The sequence below is a fragment of the Mesobacillus foraminis genome (genome assembly GCF_004340465.1).
Taxonomy (GTDB): domain Bacteria; phylum Bacillota; class Bacilli; order Bacillales; family Cytobacillaceae; genus Mesobacillus_B; species Mesobacillus_B foraminis.
Window position 1 is genome coordinate 1 of sequence record NZ_SLVV01000019.1, and the last position, 20,078, is coordinate 20,078.

Consider the following 20,078-nt stretch of genomic DNA (forward strand, 5'->3'; position numbering starts at 1 on the left):
GCTCCCTCCGATTCGCTCGACTTGCATGTATTAGGCACGCCGCCAGCGTTCGTCCTGAGCCAGGATCAAACTCTCCAATAAAGAGTATGAGTTAAACTCATAAAAAAGAAAAAACGTTGGCTAGTGATTTGAAATCACTAAGTTTTATTGTTTGTTGACGCTTGTTTGTTTAGTTTTCAAAGAACAATTTTATTTACCTCGCCGCCCGAAGCGACTTTATTAATATAACATGCGATGTTTTTGTTGTCAACATCTTTTTTTAAGAAAAACCGTCAGCTGCAAATTCGTTTAATGCTATGTCCTGCAGCGACGGTTATTAATATATCAAGTATTTTAAAAAAGGTCAACACCTTATTTTGTTTTTTTACGATAGTTTTTCAACAACCCTGTAATGTCGGTGATAAATTCCTGAACCCTTCGTCTCTATTTGTTCAACTTCGATGAGTTTTTTATCAATCAGATACTCCACGAGAATGACCAGGTCTACAGAATATACTTCAAGTTCAGGATGTTCAACCATATCATTAATTGCCCATGAATCCCGTTCTTCCATCACTGACAGCAAATGTGCCGAGCCAATCTGAGTTCTCGAATGAATCAGAAACTCACTCGCCAGAAAAAGCAGCTCCAGTCTTTTTTCCAATGTCTCCTCACTGCAGACTAATTCCTCATACAGTTTATATATTTCGGGATCAATATGTTTTACCTGATGCCAAACGGTGACTTCCGGATGAAATCCATTTTCTATGACGGCAAGCCTTGCCAGGTGGTGGAGTGAATGAACAATATGGTTATATGCGTCTAAATAATGAAGGTCATCGAAGAAAGCTTTCCCGTCTGTATATCTGCGGATTAAACGGGCAAATTCTACTCCCATTTTAATTTTCCTTCCATAGAACGGGAATTCCCTTAACTCCTGCTTAAGATTCGCAATATAGTCATTGCGGTCAAAAACAATTTTCCCTCCATACAGCCAGTCAAAAATCTTTTTATTGCTGCCTAAAAGCATCCATTCTTTGAGCTGATCTTCAGTCACTATGTGCATTGCTGCCTTTTTCCCATGGAATATGTAATGTTTTATAAATACGGGTTGTTCAGCGTTTTTTACAATAATAAGCAAGACAGTGTCAAATGTATCAGTAGTCGGAAAAAGCTTTTGACTTTTTTCAACGATCAGGACACCGATCGTGTTTGGATGACTGGCCCTTTCCTGATAGATTGGGCGAAGGATATCCTCCATAATTATTCCTCCAATTTTATGTTAAAAATATATGTTCGACAATTTATCTAAAAATCCTTCATGATGAGGCCAACGTTTTTCCTATAAAATGATTTACGAAAATGTTATGATAATATTATTCTCTAGGGAGGGAAAAGGATGGTCAAATATTCAAGTAAAATAAATAAAATCCGTACATTTGCCCTTAGTTTGGTTTTTATAGGGTTTGTTGTCATGTATGGAGGCATTTTCTTTCGCAATTCGCCAATCGTCATGACGATTTTCATGATCCTTGGACTTCTATTTATCATTGCAAGCACTGTTGTTTACTTCTGGATTGGCATGCTGTCAACTAAAACTGTACAAGTCGTCTGCCCGGGATGCGGGAAGCATACAAAGATCCTTGGCCGAGTGGATATATGCATGTATTGCAATGAGCCTTTAACCCTTGATCCGGCACTTGAAGGAAAAGAGTTTGACGAAAGATATAACAAGAAACAAAAAGAAACTCGGTAAATGGACCGAGTTTTTTTGATGCCGTATTCAACAAAAAGAAAAACTGACAGTCATGGCTGCCAGTCGTTTAATGTGTTTCCTTTCCAGAACACTCTGGACAGACACCATAAATCTCCATTCTGTGGTTCCCTACTTTAAATCCTGTCACATGCGAAGCAAGCTGTTCCACTTCGTCCAGTCCCGGATAATGAAAGTCGACAATTTTCCCGCATTCCTGGCAAATGACATGATAATGATGGGTAGTTACAAAATCAAAGCGACTCGAGGAATCACCATACGTCAGTTCTTTTACTAGGCCAACTTCACGAAATACTCTCAAGTTATTGTAAACTGTAGCCACACTCATATTTGGAAACTTGCCTTCAAGCGCTTTATATATATCATCTGCAGTTGGGTGTGACATAGAGTCTATTAAATATTCGAGTATCGCATGACGCTGTGGTGTTATGCGAACCCCAGTATTCTTCAGGGCATCTAACGCTTCTTTTAATTGACCTTCAGCCATCGCCATGCACCTCTTCTCTTTATAAATTATTACTTTATAATGTTTATAAATAGTGTACTAAGTTTTTCATGCCTTTGTCAATATAAGAGGCTTGCTAACATTTCCAGCTTTTTATTTTATATGCTTATATCATTCCCATTTAGGAATTCATTAATCTTAATCAGACATTATCCAACAGTGCAAACTTCCAACAAGAAGCCTCGACCATTCAATACATTACTCAGAGGCTTCAGGGATACATTTCTGCCAGCCCGCCTAGTTCGTATAGATTGCCTGTGCAGATCATTTTTAAACAGCAGGCTGTAACATTCTCGATAAAAAAAGGACGGACCAAGAATGGTCCGTCAATTCGTTTGAGGAGGTATGCCCTAATATAAAGATATTCAATACCTCCTTAAATGAATGGACAAATGCCTTTAAATGCTAAAATAGGCTCAGAATTTTATTTTCTCCGAATTTATATCTCCAGGTTCTCCCCGCTCCTCATCTAATGATGCTCCGGAATTCGGAAGAACGTTCACCCTGCCAATTACACTGATGGAAGCAGAAGGCACACAGCTAGGCCTGATTTTTTTATAAATTCTCCCTGATATAATTCAGCGCTTCCTCAACGTGCCCTTTCACTTTGACATTGCGGAACTCCTTAACCAGCCTTCCTTCTTTATCGATGATAAAGGTTGAGCGCACAATCCCCATATATTCCTTGCCAAAATTCTTTTTAAGCTGCCAGACTCCATAGGCCTCCGCCGCCTTATTCTCCTCGTCTGCTAATAGCAGAAAAGGCAATCCATGCTTTTCAATGAATTTTTCATGTCTCCCTACAGGATCCGGGCTTACACCAAGAATAACTGCATCAAGATCAGTGAAATTTTCATGCTGGTCACGGAAATCGCAGGCCTCTGTCGTACACCCGGGCGTCATATCTTTCGGATAAAAGTACAGGACAACATTCTTCCCGCGAAAATCAGTCAGATTTACAGTTTCACCGTTGCTCCCAGCCAGCTCAAAACCCGGTGCTGCTTCATTTACTTTTAAACTCAAATTTAACCCTCCAATCTGTTTCGATAAAACAAGCCTATCCAAACTGAAAGGTAAATACAAATGCAAAGCCTGAAACTTAGACTTTCTGATCAAATACCGTTCTTGCAACAAATGCTGAAGGAATCGTGTAGCCAACCAGCGCTTCCACAACAGCAATGACACGGCCGATGCCGATTGGGGAGATATCCCCATAACCTACCGAAAACAGAGTGATCGCACTAAAATAAAGGCAGGTCTCGACTTTCGACAAGACATCATTCTCGGCAATATACTCTTCCTCAACCAGCACAGGATGACCTTCCGAGTCTATCAGGAAATAAATCAGCCCAAATCCAATCATGACAGTTGCGTATATAATGGCCAGGACAAAAAAGTTTTCAGCCGATACTTTTTTTCCCTTGATTTTATCCGGAATGAACAACTCCCTGAGGCTCAAAACGATGCAAAACACAATGACCAAGATTGAAAAGTAAACTCCCATATTCCTGCCTCTTTTCCGAGCGTCTCTTTCCATCTATACGCATCAGGATTGATTTCTATGCAGGCAAGCCCCCTGGAATTCCTCTTAATTTCCTGCTCCCCGGTAACGTTTCACTCCTTCATTCCAGAGGAAGACAGACAGTCCAAAAAACACTGCACCAATGACAGGCGTAAGGAACGAATAGCCGAACCATTCCTCACGTCCAAGGAAATAAGCCGCCGGATAAACACCGACAAAAGCGAAAGGCAGAATCCAGGTCAGGACAAACCGTATTGCCTGGTTATAGATATCGACAGGATACCGGCCATAGTTCCCAATATTGTACATCATCGGCATAATGGAGGTCCGGGCATCAGCCCAAAAGGAGATACAGGCAATCATGATAAATATGCCCGCATAGACAAACACGCCGCCGAGCACAAGAACAATGAACAAGAAGGGGTCAAACCAGCGGATGCCAAGCCCGAGCTCCCCTCCCGCGTAAAACATGATGGCAATTCCGGTTACCACCCCAAATAATGATTCCAGCTCCATTCTCTCGAGAATAATCTGGAACAAACTGTGAATCGGCCTGGTCAGTATTCGGTCAAGCTCACCTTTGACAATATACCGTTCATTAAAATCCCAAATATTAAAAAAGGAAGAAAAAAGAGCATATGGCACTAGAAAGAATCCATATATAAAAATGATTTCTTCTCTGCTCCAGCCATTTAAAAACTCGGTATGGCCAAAAACGACAAGAATGAAAATCAGATTCACCACCTGAAATAAAAGGTCCGAAAAAATTTCCACCAGTAAATCAGCGCGATATTCCAGCCTGGTCTTCATATATTGGGCTACATATTGAAAAAAGATGGTAACATAAAACATGTCGCCCCTCCTCCAGCAACCAGTTTCAAAAGTACTTCCATTTTAGTCACCCTCCTTGTATAATCAGCTGTTTTTTGGCGATCACCCAAAGCACCTGGATTGGAAGACAGAGCACGATTACCCAGACAAACTGCATCAGCAGTCCGGAATAAGCCTCCTCCATGCTAAAGCTCCCAGTAAAAATCATGCTGGGAATATAGCTGATCCCCTGAAAGGGAAGATATTGCATGACCCCCTGCGCCCAGCCCGGAAAAAAGCTGATCGGAAGGAGCAGCCCGGAGAATAGGTCTATGATGACTCTCTTAGCCCGAATCAGGCCAGCATTATTATATAAGAAAAAAGTTGTGATTCCTGTAAGCAGGTTCAATTGAGTATTAATAAGAAAGCTAAGAAAAATCGAAACGGCAAAAAGGAGCCATGTAAGGCCGTCTGCAGAAAATTCCATGGGGAAAATGAAAGCCACTATGATCATTCCCGGCATCGAAAAGAAAAACAGCCGAAAAATCCCTTCCCCAAGTCCCTGCATCGTCTTCATGCCCAGATAGCTGTATGGGCGGATCAATTCTACCGCTACTTTCCCTTCCTTGATTTCCATTGCCATTTCCCTGTCAATATTGTTGAAGTAAAAGGCACGGGCCATCCAAGCCACAGCCACATAGGTTGTCATCTGTACGGCGGTTAGGCCTTCAATATCACTTTTACCGCCATAAATAGCATTCCAGAGAAAATAATAAGCACCGATATTGATGCTGTAGATCAAGATTCCCGTATAATAATTGGTTCGGTAGGCAAGCATCATTAAAAAACGGATGCGGATCATTTCAAGATACTTGTCCATCACGCCATTCCTCTTTCATAAATATTGCGGATAATTTCTTCCGTGGACGGTTCATTGATTTTGACGTCCTTCACCTTGTAACCTGCTACGGTTCTTGCTATGACTTGTGAAACCGATTCTTCATCATCACCGGTCAGAGCAGTGAATACTTGATTCTTCTCATCCAGATCCCATTTTACCTGGAGGCCTGAAGTCAGTTCTTCCAAACGGGATAGTTCAGCCCTTTCCAGGAACTCGAATTGGATTTCCTTTCCTTCTGCCCAGTGTTCTTTTAAGCTCTTTAAAGCACCATCGTAAATGATGTTTCCTTCATCTAGCATGATCACCCGTTCACACAACGCTTCAATATCAGTCAGATCATGGGTTGTCAGCAGGATGGTGGTATTATATTTTTCATTAATCTCCTTAAGGAAATCGCGGATTTTAAGCTTTACCAGTACATCCAGGCCAATCGTTGGCTCATCGAGGAACAAAAGCGGCGGGTTATGAATTAAGGCTGCTGCAAGCTCACAGCGCATCCTCTGTCCCAATGAGAGCTTCCTGACGGGTTTGTCCAAAAGAGGCTCAATATCAAGGGTCTTGATGACATGGTCCATATGATCGTTATAATCGGCATCCGAAACCTTATAAACCTTTTTTAACAGCCTGAAGGATTCCTGTACGGCAATATCCCACCAAAGCTGTGACCTCTGGCCAAATACTACTCCAATCGTCTGCACAAACCGTTCTCTTTCCTTATGAGGATTCATGCCATTTACAATAATTTTTCCTGAAGTTGGTGTCAGGATGCCTGTCAGCATTTTGATTGTCGTGGACTTGCCTGCTCCGTTTTCACCAATATAACCTACCATTTCTCCCTGCTTTACTTGAAAGCTAATATCATTTACTGCAGGGACGATTTTATAATTCCGTGTAAAGAGATCCCGGAACGCTCCCTTTAGCCCTGATCGGCTTGAATAAGCCTTAAATTCTTTCCTGAGGTCCTGTACCTGGATGGCGTCCATCTAAAAATTCCTCCTGTCCTTCCACATCCTAAAAAGCTAGTTTAGCCAATCTCTTCGATGATGACAACCTTCAGAACTTATAAGATATGGTATGATAGAACGGATTGATGTTGAGGAGGTTTACCATGGAAAGACCAAATTCAGAAAGACTACATAAAGAAGCACTGGAACATATTGTCGGAGGTGTCAACAGCCCTTCCCGCTCCTATAAAGCAGTCGGAGGCGGTGCCCCCGTGGCTATGGAACGGGCTCAGGGAGCTTATTTCTGGGACGTAGATGGAAATCAGTACATTGATTATCTTGCAGCTTATGGCCCCATCATCACTGGCCATGCGCATCCGCATATTACACAGGCAATCAAAAAAGCGGCGGAAACCGGCGTACTGTACGGAACACCAACACCTCACGAAGTAAAATTTGCAAAAATGTTGAAAGAGGCCATGCCTGCCCTTGATAAGGTCCGGTTTGTCAACTCGGGCACTGAAGCGGTCATGACAACCATCCGGGTAGCCCGTGCCTATACGGGACGGGACAAGATCATCAAGTTTGCGGGCTGCTACCACGGCCATTCAGACCTTGTCCTTGTCGCCGCTGGTTCAGGCCCCTCCACTCTGGGCACCCCAGACTCTGCGGGCGTTCCAAAATCTATTGCCCAGGAAGTCATTACCGTCCCTTTCAATGATATTGAACCGCTTAAGGAAGCCCTTGAAAAATGGGGCAGTGAGGTTGCAGCCGTCCTGGTTGAGCCAATTGTCGGCAACTTTGGCATTGTGGAGCCAAAGCCTGGTTTTCTTGAACAGGTCAATGAATTGACACATCAGGCAGGCGCCCTTGTGATCTATGATGAAGTCATCACTGCTTTCCGTTTTATGTACGGAGGAGCACAGGATTTACTGGGAGTGAAGCCTGACCTTACGGCTTTAGGGAAAATTATCGGCGGAGGCCTTCCAATCGGAGCCTACGGCGGCCGGGCAGATATTATGGAAAAGGTGGCACCGCTGGGGCCTGCCTACCAGGCCGGGACAATGGCGGGAAATCCGGCTTCGATCCTCTCGGGGATTGCCTGCCTTGAAGTGCTGAAACAGGATGGTGTTTACGAGTACCTTGATCATCTTGGCGAGATGCTGGAAAGAGGAGTGGCAGAGTCGGCGAAAAAATACGATGTGCCGATAACCATTAACCGCCTGAAAGGTGCAATGACCGTTTACTTCTCAACCGAAAAAATTGAGAACTACGAGCAGGCAGAAAACTCCGATGGGGAATTATTTGCCCGCTTCTTCAAGCTTATGCTGAACCAGGGCATCAACCTTGCTCCTTCAAAATACGAGGCCTGGTTCCTGACAATCGCACATACCGAAGAGGATATTGAAGCGACATTGCATGCTGTTGACAATGCATTTTACCAACTGATGAATGAATAAACATACGTCTTTTTATGCAAGACAGGAGCTTTCTCCGGCTCCTGTTTTTTTGATAAACAACTTGAAAACGTTTACAAAACGCGCAGGGATGCAGGGGTAATAGGTGTCGCAATTATCCAACTTATTGCATAATTAATTGATTTCTGAAAATTCATATGTTAAAATAAGTTTACTTTTCTGTTGTTTTTTTCTATCTATCAATCATTCTTCATTCGCCATAATTTACCACCTTTCTTATTATTCAACGCAGCCCCCGATTAGAATTTTGCCCTAGTATTCGCCTTGCCTATTCGAGATTATTTCAGGAGGTGAACCGGCTTAAAGGAGTTCCCTTTTATAGCCGTAATCTATGAACCTACAATGGAGTCCATCCTTATTCAAAGACTTTCAGCACCACGAGCACGATGCCTGCGGGATCATCGCGAGCATAGAAAAAAAGAAAGTTCCTACACGGGAAAATATTTTCCACTGTATCGACGGCCTGGTTACCATGAACCATCGTGCTGGCTTTATCAATGGAGAAGGTGATGGAGTTGGTATCCATATAGATATCCCACGTGCGCTTTGGAAAGAAAAACTTGAAGCTGCCGGAGCGGATCCTTCTGCAGCAGATAAGCCTGATTTTGTCGTCGGCCATGTTTTCATTGCCCGTGATGTCAATATAGCGGCAGTCAAAGCTGGGCTTACTGAAAAGCTTCACCAAGCCGGGATGGAACTTCTTTTTGAATCAGACAACGTAACAGACTCATCTGCCCTCGGCCCGATTGCCATTCAGGAAAACCCGTTTTTCTGGCAGTTTGCTTGCCTTGCGGCCCAAACTGGTGCTGAACTATCAAAAACAGTATTCAATATAATCATAGATTTTGAAGAGGATGCTCATGTACATGTAGCTTCCTTAAGTCAGCACCATGCTGTCTACAAAGTAATGGGTGCAGGAGACATACTGCCTAAATACTATCATGACCTGGGAAACCCGCTGGTGGCTTCCACGATGACTCTTGGACATAATCGTTACTCAACAAATACACTTTCGAGCTTTTTCCGTGTCCAGCCCTTCAGTGTCCTCGGCCATAATGGGGAAATCAATACAATCGCCAGGCTTCGTGAAGAAGCTAGGATGGTAAATGTTCCGCTTGTCAGGGATGGAAGCGACTCCCAGGACCTTAGCAGAGCATTGGAAACGTTCATCTGCCGGGATGGCTATTCGTTATTTGAAGCAATGGACCTGATGTTCCCTCCGATTGTAAACGAGATTAAAGCGTACCCTGAACATCTTCAGGACTTATATACTTATATCAGGGAAGCATGGGGACATTTTGCCCAGGGGCCGGCGGGAATTATCTCCCGATTTGGAGACGAAGCAGTTTTTAGCGTAGATGCCCTCGGACTTCGACCATTATGGATGGTTGAAATTCAGGATTCCTATTTATTCTCGTCAGAGCCTGGCATTGTTCCGTCCAGCGACTATGCCGGTGAGCCTAAGCCGCTGTCACCTGGTGAAAAGGTTGGCTTGAAATGGGAAGGTGATGCCATCAAGGTATTTGAGCATCATGAGTTCCAGACAGAAGTATTCGCGCGCTTCTCAGACCGAATTGAATTTATCAATTCCCGTACCCGTCTCACTGCACCGAACATGGATAAAACAGTGGCAATCAGCTATCCAGATAAAATCCATAATGGACAATACAAAGCCTTTGGCTGGGAACGCGACCATGTCCAGTTAGTGGAGCAGATGGCCGAAAAGGGGATCGAGCCGATCCGTTCGCTCGGTCACGATGCGCCGCTTGCTGCCCTTAATCCTGAGCGCCGAAACGTTGCGGACTTTCTTAAAGAAAGCGTTGCAGTCGTTACAAACCCCGCGATTGACCGGGACCGTGAAACGGAGCACTTCTCAACCAGAACCATTATCGGTAAGCGGCCTTCCCTTTTTGGCAAGGAACAAACTGATTGCGTTGTGGAGCTTTCGGCCCCGCTCTTAATTGAAGGGACTGCAGGTTTCGACTGTTCGCTGGAAACTGGCCAGCCAAGCGTCGACCAGCTTGTCCATCACTTTCAGAAAAACAAACTTGCCGCTTATCTAGAAATAGTATTCACAAAGGAAGAAAGCATTCCGCAGGCACTTGAGAGATTGGCCTCTGAAGCAATTTCTGCCGTCAAAAGTGGAAAGTCCCTAATTGTTCTGGATGATGCAAAATCCCATCAGGATGGTTTGTGGCTCGACCCTCACCTTGTCACCTCTGCGATTGATAAGTCATTGGCTGAGGCCGGGCTGAGAAGGGACTGCTCCCTCCTCCTCCGGTCCGCAGCCATTCGGTCCCTGCATGATATCATTACCGTACTAGGCTTGGGAGCCGATCTTGTCAGTCCTTACTTTATGTTCACCACAGTTGCGGGAGATACGGTCAAGCCGCTTGTCAATCTTTACAATGCTCTGATAAAGGGGCTTGAAAAGGTCATCTCGACAATTGGAATCCATGAACTTCGCGGATATGGCCGCTTGTTCTCGGCGATTGGACTTAATACGGAGGTTTCTGATTATCTTAACATTGTGAACTTCTTTGGCTCGGATCAACTAAGCTTTGGATTCGAACATTTGAAAGAGGATGCACTGGCAAGGGCTGCCGTTTACCAAAATGAAAAGGAACGCATCGGGAAGACCTTCCATTTGTTCCCGCGAATCTGGAAGGCCATCGGCGAGGTTGCCTCAACCGGAGACTATACGGCTTACCGGGAAAAAATTACTGAACAGGAAGAAACCAACCCGACAACGATCCGCCACTTAACCGCCCTGAAAAAGGCATCTTCCTCCGCTCTTGCTGCAGAGGAGGTTGATATCAGTGTCGGAGATCACAGCCTTCCGTTTATCATTGCTTCAATGTCCTTTGGTTCTCAAAATGAAGTAGCATTCCGTGCTTATGCCGAAGGGGCCGACCGTCTGAATATGGTTTCCATGAATGGCGAGGGCGGTGAAATTAAAGATATGCTTGGAAAATACCCGCGCACTCGCGGCCAGCAGGTGGCATCCGGACGTTTTGGCGTAAACGCTGAGTTGCTAAACTCATCCAACCTCCTTGAAATCAAGATCGGGCAGGGAGCGAAACCCGGCGAGGGCGGACACTTGCCAGGTTCCAAGGTAACCGCGAAAATCGCCGAGGCCCGTAATGCGACCATCGGTTCAGATTTAATCTCGCCTTCCAATAATCATGATATTTATTCAATCGAAGATCTTGCTCAAATGATTCATGAACTTAAAACGGCCAATGATAAGGCTAAGGTGGCCGTCAAGGTCCCTGTTGTTCCAAACATCGGAACAATTGCTGTCGGCATAGCCAAAGCCGGTGCTGATATCATCACTCTCAGCGGATTTGACGGCGGGACGGGAGCCGCAAGAATCCACGCTCTTCAACATGTAGGACTACCGGTGGAAATCGGCGTCAAGGCAGCGCATAATGCCCTTCTCGAGGCCGGCCTTCGGGATTCAGTCGAGCTTTGGGCAGATGGCGGGATCAAGAGTGCTCTTGATGCGTTGAAAGTGATGCTCCTTGGGGCCAACCGAATTGGATTTGGAACCCTCGCCATGCTTTCAATTGGCTGTACGACCTGCCGCGGATGCCACCTTGATACTTGCCACGTTGGCATTGCAACCCAAATTGATTCTGAAGCACAGGCGAAGGAACATGGTCTCCGACGCTTTGTTCCAAGGCAATTTGATCTTGCTGTCCAAGGAATCATGAATCTGTTCGGAGCGTTTGGAAGCGAACTGAAGGCTCTGGCTGCCTCAGTCGGCATCAAAGACCTCCAGGATGCAGTCGGCCGTTCTGACCTCCTGGAACAGGCAAGAGGCAGCGACCTGCTTGACCTTACGTATTTGCTCAAACCGCTTGAGGTATCACATCTTTATTACCAGGAGGCCGCTGTTGCTCTTGAAGGCATGCAGCTCCAGGTTGCAGCAGGTGCGGAATATCTTGATGCAATCGATGAAGAGCTTCATCAATCACGGGAATTCAGCAGTATCAACTCAACACAGCGTGTATTGGCAAGCCGGGTCAGCGGACATCGGGTCAGCGGCCGTCTTGATGGTTCATACCGGCAGATGCCCCCTGTCTCCCTTCGATACAAAGAGTCAATATTAGGAAACGGACTTGGAGCCTACAACACAGATGGAATTTCAATTGAAGTCGATGGCGGCGGCCAGGATGGTGTTGGCAAGACTTCATTTGGCGGAAATATCTTGATTTTAAAATCCAGAGGGAAAGACGGCCGATACTATAATGGATCTGTAGGCAAGGGATTTGGTTACGGAGCACAAAAAGGACTCCTGCTTGCTCAGGGAAATGCTGACGCTCGTGCCGGAATCCGTCTCTCAGGGGCAGATATGATCATTGGAGGGCTCATCGAGAAGCCAATTCCGGAAATAGAACGTGGGAATATTGGATCCAGTGCGAATATCAAAGGTTTTGCGTTTGAGTATATGACAAATGGAAGAGGCTTGGTGCTCGGGGATCCCGGTCCATGGATCTGTGCAGGTATGACCGGAGGAGTCGTCTATCTTCGCCATCAGCCTGACATGGGGCTTACAAAAGAAGCAATCCACAGACGTATTGCTAAAGGGGCGAAGGTTTCAGTAGAGCCACTTTCCTCCAAAGGAAAGAGCGATATTGAAGAAATGCTTGGACAATATCTTGAGTTAATGAGACGTAATGGCCAGGATATTGAAGCCGCTATGCTTGGAGACCTCCTTGCCAATCCGGAAGACCACTTCCTTCAGGTAGTACCTGTAAAAGAACAAGCAGATCCTTCTGTTTCAACTGAATGATTCAATACAAAGAAAAGCGGTCATTGGCCGCTTTTCTTTGTACCCAATTAAGCTTCCGCTCACTTCCCTGCACTATTTATTCCACCCATCCATAAATTTCATAAATATTTTCCTTGAACTTCCTTCTTAACCCATGTATAGTACAATATTGTTTAGCTTTGGAACAAACCGTTAAAAGTATAAGAGTAGGATGTTTCTAACACTCCCTTTTTACGGAAAGAAGAAAGGAAATTCATACATGAAACTTGGAGCCCGCATATTAAAAACGGGAATTGCCATTATTTTAGCGTTGTTTCTTGCACAATTTTTAGAACTGCCTTCTCCTGTATTTGCAGGCATTGCTGCTATTTTCGCCGTTCAGCCTACCATTTACAGGTCCTATCTGACGGTTATCGAACAGATACAGGGAAATCTCATCGGTGCCGTCATCGCCGTGGTATTTGTACTGACGCTCGGGAATAACTTTTTTATTGTAGGTCTTGCAGCCATCCTTGTCATTACCTTAAATCTTAAATTAAGGCTTGAAAATACGATTTCATTATCACTCGTCACTTTAATAGCGATTATGGAGACGCCTGGGGAGGAATTTATCGGGTTTGCGATGATCCGTTTCTCCACGATTATGCTGGGAGTAGCAGCGGCCTTTATCGTTAACCTGGTTTTCCTTCCTCCAAGGTATGAAAATAAACTTTATAATAAAAATGCCAGCCTGACAGAGGAAATTACCAGGTGGATCAGGATTAGCACCAGGCATGCTTCCGAGCATCAGCTGCTTAAAGCGGATATCGAAAAATTGCGCGAAGGCATTATCAGGCTGGAAAACCTTTATATGATGTATAAAGAAGAACGGGATTATTTTAAGAGGAACAGCCTCGTCAAGTCCCGGAAGCTGGTTGTCTACAGACAAATGATTACCGCTACGAAAAGATCCCTGGATACGCTCAAAAGACTGCACCGTTATGAAAATGAAATTCACCAGATGCCTGAAAAATTCCAGGAAGTCATTCAGCATCAGCTTGACTGCCTGATTAACCATCATGAACAGGTGATGTTAAAATTTATCGGGAAAATAAAGCCTGAGACTTCTTATATGGAAGGGCAGGTTTGCCTTAATAAAAAGCAGCTTCTGGAGTTATTTCTTGCGCAGCAAAAACAGCTTGCCGGCACCGGGGGACCAAGTCTCTACCATATGATGCAGCTTGTCTCAAACATTATGGAATATGGTGAACAGGTCGAGCACCTTGATACTTTGATCACCAGTTTTCAGTCCTACCATACCGAAGATAACCATGTGACTGTAGAACCGAATGCTGATGAATAGAAAAACAGCAGCCAATCCATATTGGCTGCTGTTTTTTGTTTAATTTTCAAGCTGCTGGACCTGGAACAACTTATGATAGCCGCCCCCGAGCGCCATCAACTCCTCATGAGTCCCCACTTCTTTTATCTCCCCATGGTCAATCAGAACAATACGGTCTGCATGAGTAATAGTCGAGAGACGATGTGCTACAATGAAGGTTGTCCTGTCTTTGGCCAGTGTTTCGAGAGCTTCCTGGATGAGATGCTCGCTTTCCAGATCAAGCGCCGATGTTGCTTCATCCAGGATTAATATTGGAGGATTCTTTAAAAAGACGCGGGCAATGGCCACTCTCTGCCTTTGGCCTCCTGAAAGCTTTACTCCTCGTTCTCCCACCTTTGTATCATAACCCTCAGGAAGGGCAGTGATAAAATCATGGGCATTCGCTGCGCGGGCCGCCTCCATTACGGCTTCATCACTTGCTTCCGGATTGCCGAGAAGAATATTTGTCTTGACCGACTCGCTAAACAGGATATTATCCTGAAGGACCATTCCGATTTTGTCGCGGAGGGATTGTACTTTAAGAGTACGGATATCCTTGCCATCAAGCAGAATCTCCCCCTCCGTCACATCATAAAACCGGGGAATCAGACTGACGAATGATGATTTTCCCCCTCCGCTCATGCCGACGAGAGCAATGGTTTCGCCTTTCTTAACCTCCAGGTTAATATTTTTCAGAACTGTTTCCTCATCTTTATCATAAGAAAAACTTACATTTTTGAAGGTGATATCTCCGTTGACCTTTTGAAGGTCCGTGGAATTGGGTTCATCCACAATGTCATATTTTTCATCCATGAACTCAAACACCCTGTCCATCGAAGCAATCGACTGTGTCAGTGTATTGGAGGAATTCACCAATCTGCGAAGCGGATTATAGAGCTTATCAATATAGGCAATAAATGCCATCATTGTCCCAATGGAAAGTTCCCCATTGACCGCCTGGTAACCTGCGTAGCCGATTACGATAAGCGGAGCAACATCTGTAATCGTATTGACAACAGCAAATGCTTTTGCATTCCAGCTGGTATGGTCCAAAGCCTTTTCCAGAAAATTTCTGTTCTGCTGATCAAATTGCTTCTGCTCGTAGTCTTCAAGTGCAAAGCTTTTCACAAGAGATATTCCAGCGACCCGTTCATGCAGATAGCTTTGCACTTCCGCGAGTGCCTGTGACCGGACCCTGGTTAAATTTCTCAGGTTGCCAAAGAAATACCGCACAGAGAACGCGTATAGCGGAAACAGGATCAGCGAAACAAGGGTTAGCGATACATCCATAGTAAACATAATGCAAACAGCAATGACGATAGTGGCAACATCAAGCCATAAATTCATCAGACCCGTAATGACAAAAGTTTTGGTCTGTTCCACATCATTGATGACCCTGGAAATAACTTCTCCTGCCCGTGTATTAGCGTAATATTTAAAGCTTAATTTCTGAAGATGCGTAAATAACCTGTCCCTGATATCATACAGGATCCTGCTGGCTGTCCACTGGGCAAAATACTGGCGGTAATATTCAATCGGCGGACGCAGGACGACAAAAATGACGATCATGATGCCCATTACTGTCAAAAGCTTGCTTGATTTATCTGCATTCGACAATGAATCATTTTGGACGACATCATCTACGACAAATTTAATCAGCAATGGAATTAACAGGGGGATGGCAAATTTCAGGATCCCAATGATAACGGTCCCAATAATTTGCCATCGATAAGGTTTGACGAATTGTAAATATCTGTTTATACTACTCATTTCTTCCCCCTATCAAATACTTGTTTTCTTTACGATAACCAAATAAAAACCTGTTGAAACACTCAACAGGTGATTTTAAAGCAGAAGCGCCTGGTAAGCCCAGCGGAACGATTGTCTTCCAAAGGGGAGTGCGTTAAATTGGAGGGGCCAGCCGCAGGAGCTTGTATAATCGACAGGCAACATTCTCGATCTGGCTGGCGCTTAAAGGCCAATGGACTGCAGTCCCTGGCCTCTCACAAGGGTGAATCTATATAAGACTCAACGTCTGTATGTCAAATAACGCTCGTACCAAATGTCAATGAAATCAGGCGAGAAGGGACCTTTCCTTTGCCTGATCCATTTAATCAGCTTCTCGACATTGAATTTCAAGATCTGGTCAATTACTTCAGGATATTGCATTTCTTTACGGTGCCGCTCGTATTCATCCTCGTCCAGGAGGTTGAATGTCATGTCTGGAAACACCTTAATATCGAGGTCATAGTCAATATACTTCAATGCTTCTCCATCAAAAATAAATGGCGAACTGAGATTGCAGTAATAATATACCCCATCTTCCCGGATCATCCCGATGACATTGAACCAATGCTGGGAATGGAAATAACAGATTGCGGGTTCCCTTGTTATCCAGGTTCTTCCGTCGGACTCTGTAACGACAGTCCGGTCATTCCCGCCAATCACAAGATTCTGGGTACCCTTTAAGATGGTCGTTTCCTCCCAGACTCTATGGATGTGCCCATTATGTTTATAGCTATGTATTTGGACCGACTCTCCCTCGTTGGGTACGCCCATTGTTTCTCCCCTACTTTCCTTTCCTGGAGCTTTGCAACCTATCCTTGTATATGAATCTAAAAAAATAACCGACAAAAGGTAACAAAACGATTCCTTTTTTTTATTATTATAACGGTTCATGAAAGAATTTAAAACAAAAGAGCCACCCTTTTTCATTCAGGCGGCTTAAATAAGTATCCTTTTTATACATTTAGGGGATTTATTTTATTAAAATATTCATTTCCTGATACGTTCGGATCACTTCTTCTGTCTGTTCCTCAAAAACCCGGTGGATGTCCTTAAGTTCATCCTTCATCCGGTCAATTTCTTCACGGACTTCATCAAGCTCAGCATTTTGCCTAAGCGTAATCAGCTGCTTTTCAATTTGCTGGCAGCGTTCCAGTTCGGATTGCAAATATAAAAGCTTATCCATTGTCTTCATTTGGGTCGATACCAATTCATTAAACTGATCCATCATCTGCCACCGCCTGAAATAGATTTTACTAAATTATGTATTCGCGGAAGATTGGATTTCCTCCTTTGACAAGTTCTGTTGAGCCATGAAAACCTTTGTCGAACAACAAAAAGAAGAACACTCTTCACAAGGAAGAGTGCCCTTCTATGTTATGTTACTAAAATTAGCTCTGGCCGAATTGTCCGGAGTTTTGATTCTTTCTAGCTTCAGCTTGCTGGTTTTGCTGTCTTACTTGTTGAGCGCTTGTTTGGCTTTCAAGTCCGAATTCAGTGCCGAATTGGCCTTGTCCAGATTGCGCTGATAAACCAGCTCCACCTTGTGCAGATTGAGCATTTTGGCGTCTTACCTGCTGAGCGTTTGTCTGGCTTTCAAGTCCAAATTCTGTAGCGAATTGGCCTTGTCCAGATTGCGCTGATAAACCAGCTTGAGAAGAAGAACCACCAAAAGAACCACCTTGTGCAGATTGAGCATTTTGGCGTCTTACTTCAGCCGCGTTTGTTTCACTAGCGAATTCAGTGCCGAATTGACCAGCTCCACCTTGTGCAGATTGAGCGTTTTGCTGCCTTACTTGCTGAATGTTGGTACCAGACTGTGTTGGGTTTTGTCTGTTTGCCATTGTTATCACCTCCACGAATCTTAATATAACCAGACCCGGGAAGTGATATCCTAATTTTTTTGACCAAATAAAACCAGTATAAATTCCCGATGATTGGGTTAATTTGGTATCGATTTAGTGAGAAAACTGGAAATAAATTTAAACGAGTAGGGAGATTCCTCCATCCACAATAATGGTCTGCCCTCGAATCATATCCGAACCGTCATTTAATAGGAACATGACTGCATGGACGATGTCTTCAATCTCGACCATTTTACCTGCGGGTGTTTTTTCCCTAGCCTCGGCAAGCATTTCTTCTCTGTTTGGAAAATGGGCGAGAGCTTCCGTGTCCACCGCGCCGCCTGAAACTGCATTGACAACAATATTTTTAGCGGCAAGTTCAACAGCCAGATAGCGGGTCAGAGCTTCTAGCGCCGCTTTTGAAACACCGACGGCCGTGTAATTTTCCAGATACCGGATGGAGCCAAGCGAACTGATGCTGACAATTTTGCCTTTGCCTGATTTCTCCATAAGTTTCGCAGCTTCCTGGGCACAAAATAACAGTGCCTTACTGTTGATGTTCATCGTCCAGTCCCAGTGGTTTTCTTCCAGCTCCATTGCCGGCCTTTGCACACCGGAGGCTGCATTATTCACAAAAATATCGAGACGGCCAAATTCAGCCTCAATCTGTTCAAACATGGCTTTGATTTTACCGACATCTCCTACATTTGCTTTAACCACGAGGGCTTTTCTTCCAAGTGCCTCTATTTCTTCGGCTGTTTCAAGTGCAGCCTTTTTGCTGCGGGCATAATTGATGACAAGGTCATATCCTTCTTTGGCCAGACGGAGAGCAATTGCTTTGCCAATCCCCCGGCTGCTTCCTGTAACTAGTGCAACTTTATTTGTCATTTTTCTGTTCCTTTCTATCCATTTTGTTTCATTTTATCGCTTGCAGGTATATATGACAATGTAGGAACGAACACTAAACTACACAGATGATAAGGAAGGATGGGATCGAAATGTATGTTGGCAGGGATATGACCGAGTTGACGATGATGCCCAAAACAGAATGGAAGGACAGCGAACTTGCCTTTTTCCACCACTCCATGCAGCAGGTTGTGCCTTATTTGAACTCGGAGGGTCAGTCTCTTCATCGGAAAATCATTGAGGAAATTGAAAGGCGGGGCGGCCTGAACCGCAATGAGGCTGATTATACCCACGGAACTAAAGTCAGCTACGATTAAAAAGGTCAAAAAAATGAGGCTGTTATTCACAGCCTCACTTTATTTCACCTGTTTCCCGATATAGCCTCAAAATTCTCTGGTGGGAAACCGGAAAAGCGAACTCATCTATTTCATCCAAAGATACTAATCTTAAGTCTGATGCTTCCTTTATTTGTCCCTGAATGGTTCCGGTAAATACATGAAGATTCCAAATGAGGTGTGAAAAAACATGTTCAATTCTGCCCAGCATTTCGCCTAAAGTTATCCCAGTTTCATACTGGTCTTTAAAATAATCAGCAAATTGTTCTTTTTCGCTCCTAAACTCAAGATTTACTTCTGTAGTTGGAAACTCCCAGAGATTGGCCAGCAGCCCGGTATCAGGCCGCTTTCGAATAAGCAGCTTCCCTTCATGATTTCTCAGGACTGCAGCCGTCAGTTCAACAGGCCGCTGTTTTTTCTTTTTGGTTTTCACAGGCAATTCGTCTTGTACTCCTTCATTAAACGCCTGACAATGGTCCCTGACCGGGCAAAGCAGGCAGGAGGGTGAGGTTGGCGTACAAATCAGGGCACCGAGCTCCATCATAGCCTGGTTAAAATAAGATGGATTTTCATGGGAAATCAGCTCCCGTACCGCTTCTTCAAATATCCTGCGTGATGCGGGTTTCGCAATGTCATCCCAAATCAAGAGGATTCTGGATAATACACGCATGACATTGCCATCAACAGCAGGTTCTGGCTTTGCATAAGCGATGCTTAAGATGGCACCTGCTGTATATGGCCCTACCCCTTTTAAGGCCGAAATCTCTTTCGGTGAGTCTGGGACGATTCCATTATATTTTTCCTGAACCTCTTTTACAGCACTTTGGAGGTTCCTCACTCGTGAATAATAGCCCAGCCCTTCCCAGGCTTTCAGCACTTTTTCTTCATCCGCCTCTGCGAGTGCATCTAAGGATGGAAATTGCTCTAAAAACCGATTAAAATAGGGAATGACAGTATCCACTCTCGTTTGTTGAAGCATAACTTCGGATACCCAGATTTTATAAGGATCCCGATCTTTTCTCCAAGGTAAATCTCTCTGCTCTTTCTCGAACCATCCTATAAGATCTTCGCGAAAGGATGGTATATCCATTTCTTCTAGATTTTTCATGGTGACGCTCATCCTCCACGTGTTAAACAAACAGTATTTTTGGGAATATA

At 44.4% G+C, this 20,078-nt stretch carries 18 protein-coding genes and 1 rRNA gene; 5 read left to right on the forward strand and 14 right to left on the reverse strand.

Features of this window, described 5'->3' with window-relative positions; all coding sequences use genetic code 11:
• Both EV146_RS24790 and EV146_RS24795 read right to left on the reverse strand, forming a co-directional pair.
• Nucleotides 1–81, reverse strand: a 16S ribosomal RNA gene (locus EV146_RS24790); the annotation flags it as partial.
• Nucleotides 82–364: 283 nt separating this feature from the next.
• Nucleotides 365–1,240 carry a nucleotidyltransferase-like protein gene (locus tag EV146_RS24795; protein WP_121609839.1) on the reverse strand — a complete coding sequence of 292 codons (876 nt, stop codon included), beginning with the start codon at nt 1,238–1,240 and terminating at the stop codon, nt 365–367.
• 138 nt (nt 1,241–1,378) lie between these two features.
• On the opposite strand from EV146_RS24795, the gene EV146_RS24800 reads away from it, so the two are divergent.
• A complete protein-coding gene (locus tag EV146_RS24800; RefSeq protein ID WP_121609840.1) occupies nt 1,379–1,735 on the forward strand; it encodes a YgzB family protein in 357 nt (118 codons plus the stop codon).
• Nucleotides 1,736–1,802: 67 nt separating this feature from the next.
• On the opposite strand, the gene perR is transcribed toward EV146_RS24800, so the two are convergent.
• The 6 genes from perR to EV146_RS24830 form a co-directional block, all read right to left on the reverse strand.
• A complete protein-coding gene (gene perR, locus EV146_RS24805; protein ID WP_162990125.1) occupies nt 1,803–2,240 on the reverse strand; it encodes a peroxide-responsive transcriptional repressor PerR in 438 nt (145 codons plus the stop codon).
• A gap of 573 nt (nt 2,241–2,813) precedes the next feature.
• Nucleotides 2,814–3,281 (reverse strand): thioredoxin-dependent thiol peroxidase, encoded by a 468-nt coding sequence (bcp, locus tag EV146_RS24810; RefSeq protein ID WP_132011369.1) that lies wholly within the window; start codon nt 3,279–3,281, stop codon nt 2,814–2,816.
• 76 nt (nt 3,282–3,357) lie between these two features.
• Entirely contained in the window at nt 3,358–3,762 is a 405-nt protein-coding gene (locus EV146_RS24815) for a potassium channel family protein (protein ID WP_132011370.1), read from the reverse strand.
• Nucleotides 3,763–3,846: 84 nt separating this feature from the next.
• Complete coding sequence (locus EV146_RS24820) at nt 3,847–4,632, reverse strand: ABC transporter permease (RefSeq protein WP_121609844.1); 786 nt, start codon at nt 4,630–4,632, stop codon at nt 3,847–3,849.
• 46 nt (nt 4,633–4,678) lie between these two features.
• The gene (locus EV146_RS24825) at nt 4,679–5,470 is read right to left on the reverse strand and encodes an ABC transporter permease (protein ID WP_121609845.1); all 792 of its coding nucleotides are present in this window, start codon (nt 5,468–5,470) and stop codon (nt 4,679–4,681) included.
• Nucleotides 5,470–6,474, reverse strand: coding sequence for an ABC transporter ATP-binding protein (locus EV146_RS24830; RefSeq protein ID WP_121609846.1), 1,005 nt, complete (start codon nt 6,472–6,474; stop codon nt 5,470–5,472). Before EV146_RS24830 ends, EV146_RS24825 begins: the two co-directional genes overlap by 1 nt.
• Before the next feature lie 125 nt (nt 6,475–6,599).
• On the opposite strand from EV146_RS24830, the gene EV146_RS24835 reads away from it, so the two are divergent.
• The 3 genes from EV146_RS24835 (at nt 6,600) to EV146_RS24845 (ending at nt 14,032) form a co-directional block, all read left to right on the forward strand.
• A complete protein-coding gene (locus EV146_RS24835) occupies nt 6,600–7,895 on the forward strand; it encodes a glutamate-1-semialdehyde 2,1-aminomutase (RefSeq protein WP_132011371.1) in 1,296 nt (431 codons plus the stop codon).
• 349 nt (nt 7,896–8,244) lie between these two features.
• Nucleotides 8,245–12,711 carry a glutamate synthase-related protein gene (locus EV146_RS24840; protein ID WP_132011372.1) on the forward strand — a complete coding sequence of 1,489 codons (4,467 nt, stop codon included), beginning with the start codon at nt 8,245–8,247 and terminating at the stop codon, nt 12,709–12,711.
• A gap of 238 nt (nt 12,712–12,949) precedes the next feature.
• On the forward strand, nt 12,950–14,032 hold the full coding sequence (locus tag EV146_RS24845; RefSeq protein ID WP_121609849.1) for an FUSC family protein: 1,083 nt from the start codon (nt 12,950–12,952) through the stop codon (nt 14,030–14,032).
• 39 nt (nt 14,033–14,071) lie between these two features.
• On the opposite strand, the gene EV146_RS24850 is transcribed toward EV146_RS24845, so the two are convergent.
• From EV146_RS24850 to fabL, 5 genes are all read right to left on the reverse strand, one after another.
• Nucleotides 14,072–15,820 (reverse strand): ABC transporter ATP-binding protein, encoded by a 1,749-nt coding sequence (locus EV146_RS24850; protein ID WP_132011373.1) that lies wholly within the window; start codon nt 15,818–15,820, stop codon nt 14,072–14,074.
• Between the two features lie 258 nt (nt 15,821–16,078).
• Nucleotides 16,079–16,609, reverse strand: coding sequence for a nucleoside tri-diphosphate phosphatase (gene ntdP, locus EV146_RS24855; RefSeq protein WP_121609851.1), 531 nt, complete (start codon nt 16,607–16,609; stop codon nt 16,079–16,081).
• 199 nt (nt 16,610–16,808) lie between these two features.
• Complete coding sequence (locus EV146_RS24860) at nt 16,809–17,063, reverse strand: YgaB family protein (RefSeq protein WP_132011401.1); 255 nt, start codon at nt 17,061–17,063, stop codon at nt 16,809–16,811.
• A 163-nt stretch (nt 17,064–17,226) separates the two neighbouring features.
• Nucleotides 17,227–17,679, reverse strand: coding sequence for a gamma-type small acid-soluble spore protein (locus EV146_RS24865; RefSeq protein ID WP_132011374.1), 453 nt, complete (start codon nt 17,677–17,679; stop codon nt 17,227–17,229).
• 138 nt (nt 17,680–17,817) lie between these two features.
• The gene (gene fabL, locus EV146_RS24870) at nt 17,818–18,567 is read right to left on the reverse strand and encodes an enoyl-[acyl-carrier-protein] reductase FabL (RefSeq protein ID WP_121609853.1); all 750 of its coding nucleotides are present in this window, start codon (nt 18,565–18,567) and stop codon (nt 17,818–17,820) included.
• Nucleotides 18,568–18,677: 110 nt separating this feature from the next.
• Here fabL and EV146_RS24875 point away from each other — a divergent pair, with 110 nt between their 5' ends.
• Nucleotides 18,678–18,902 carry a hypothetical protein gene (locus EV146_RS24875; protein WP_121609854.1) on the forward strand — a complete coding sequence of 75 codons (225 nt, stop codon included), beginning with the start codon at nt 18,678–18,680 and terminating at the stop codon, nt 18,900–18,902.
• 34 nt (nt 18,903–18,936) lie between these two features.
• Here EV146_RS24875 and mutY read toward each other — a convergent pair whose 3' ends face one another.
• Nucleotides 18,937–20,028 carry an A/G-specific adenine glycosylase gene (gene mutY / locus EV146_RS24880; RefSeq protein WP_241994050.1) on the reverse strand — a complete coding sequence of 364 codons (1,092 nt, stop codon included), beginning with the start codon at nt 20,026–20,028 and terminating at the stop codon, nt 18,937–18,939.
• Between the last annotated feature and the right edge of the window lie 50 nt (nt 20,029–20,078).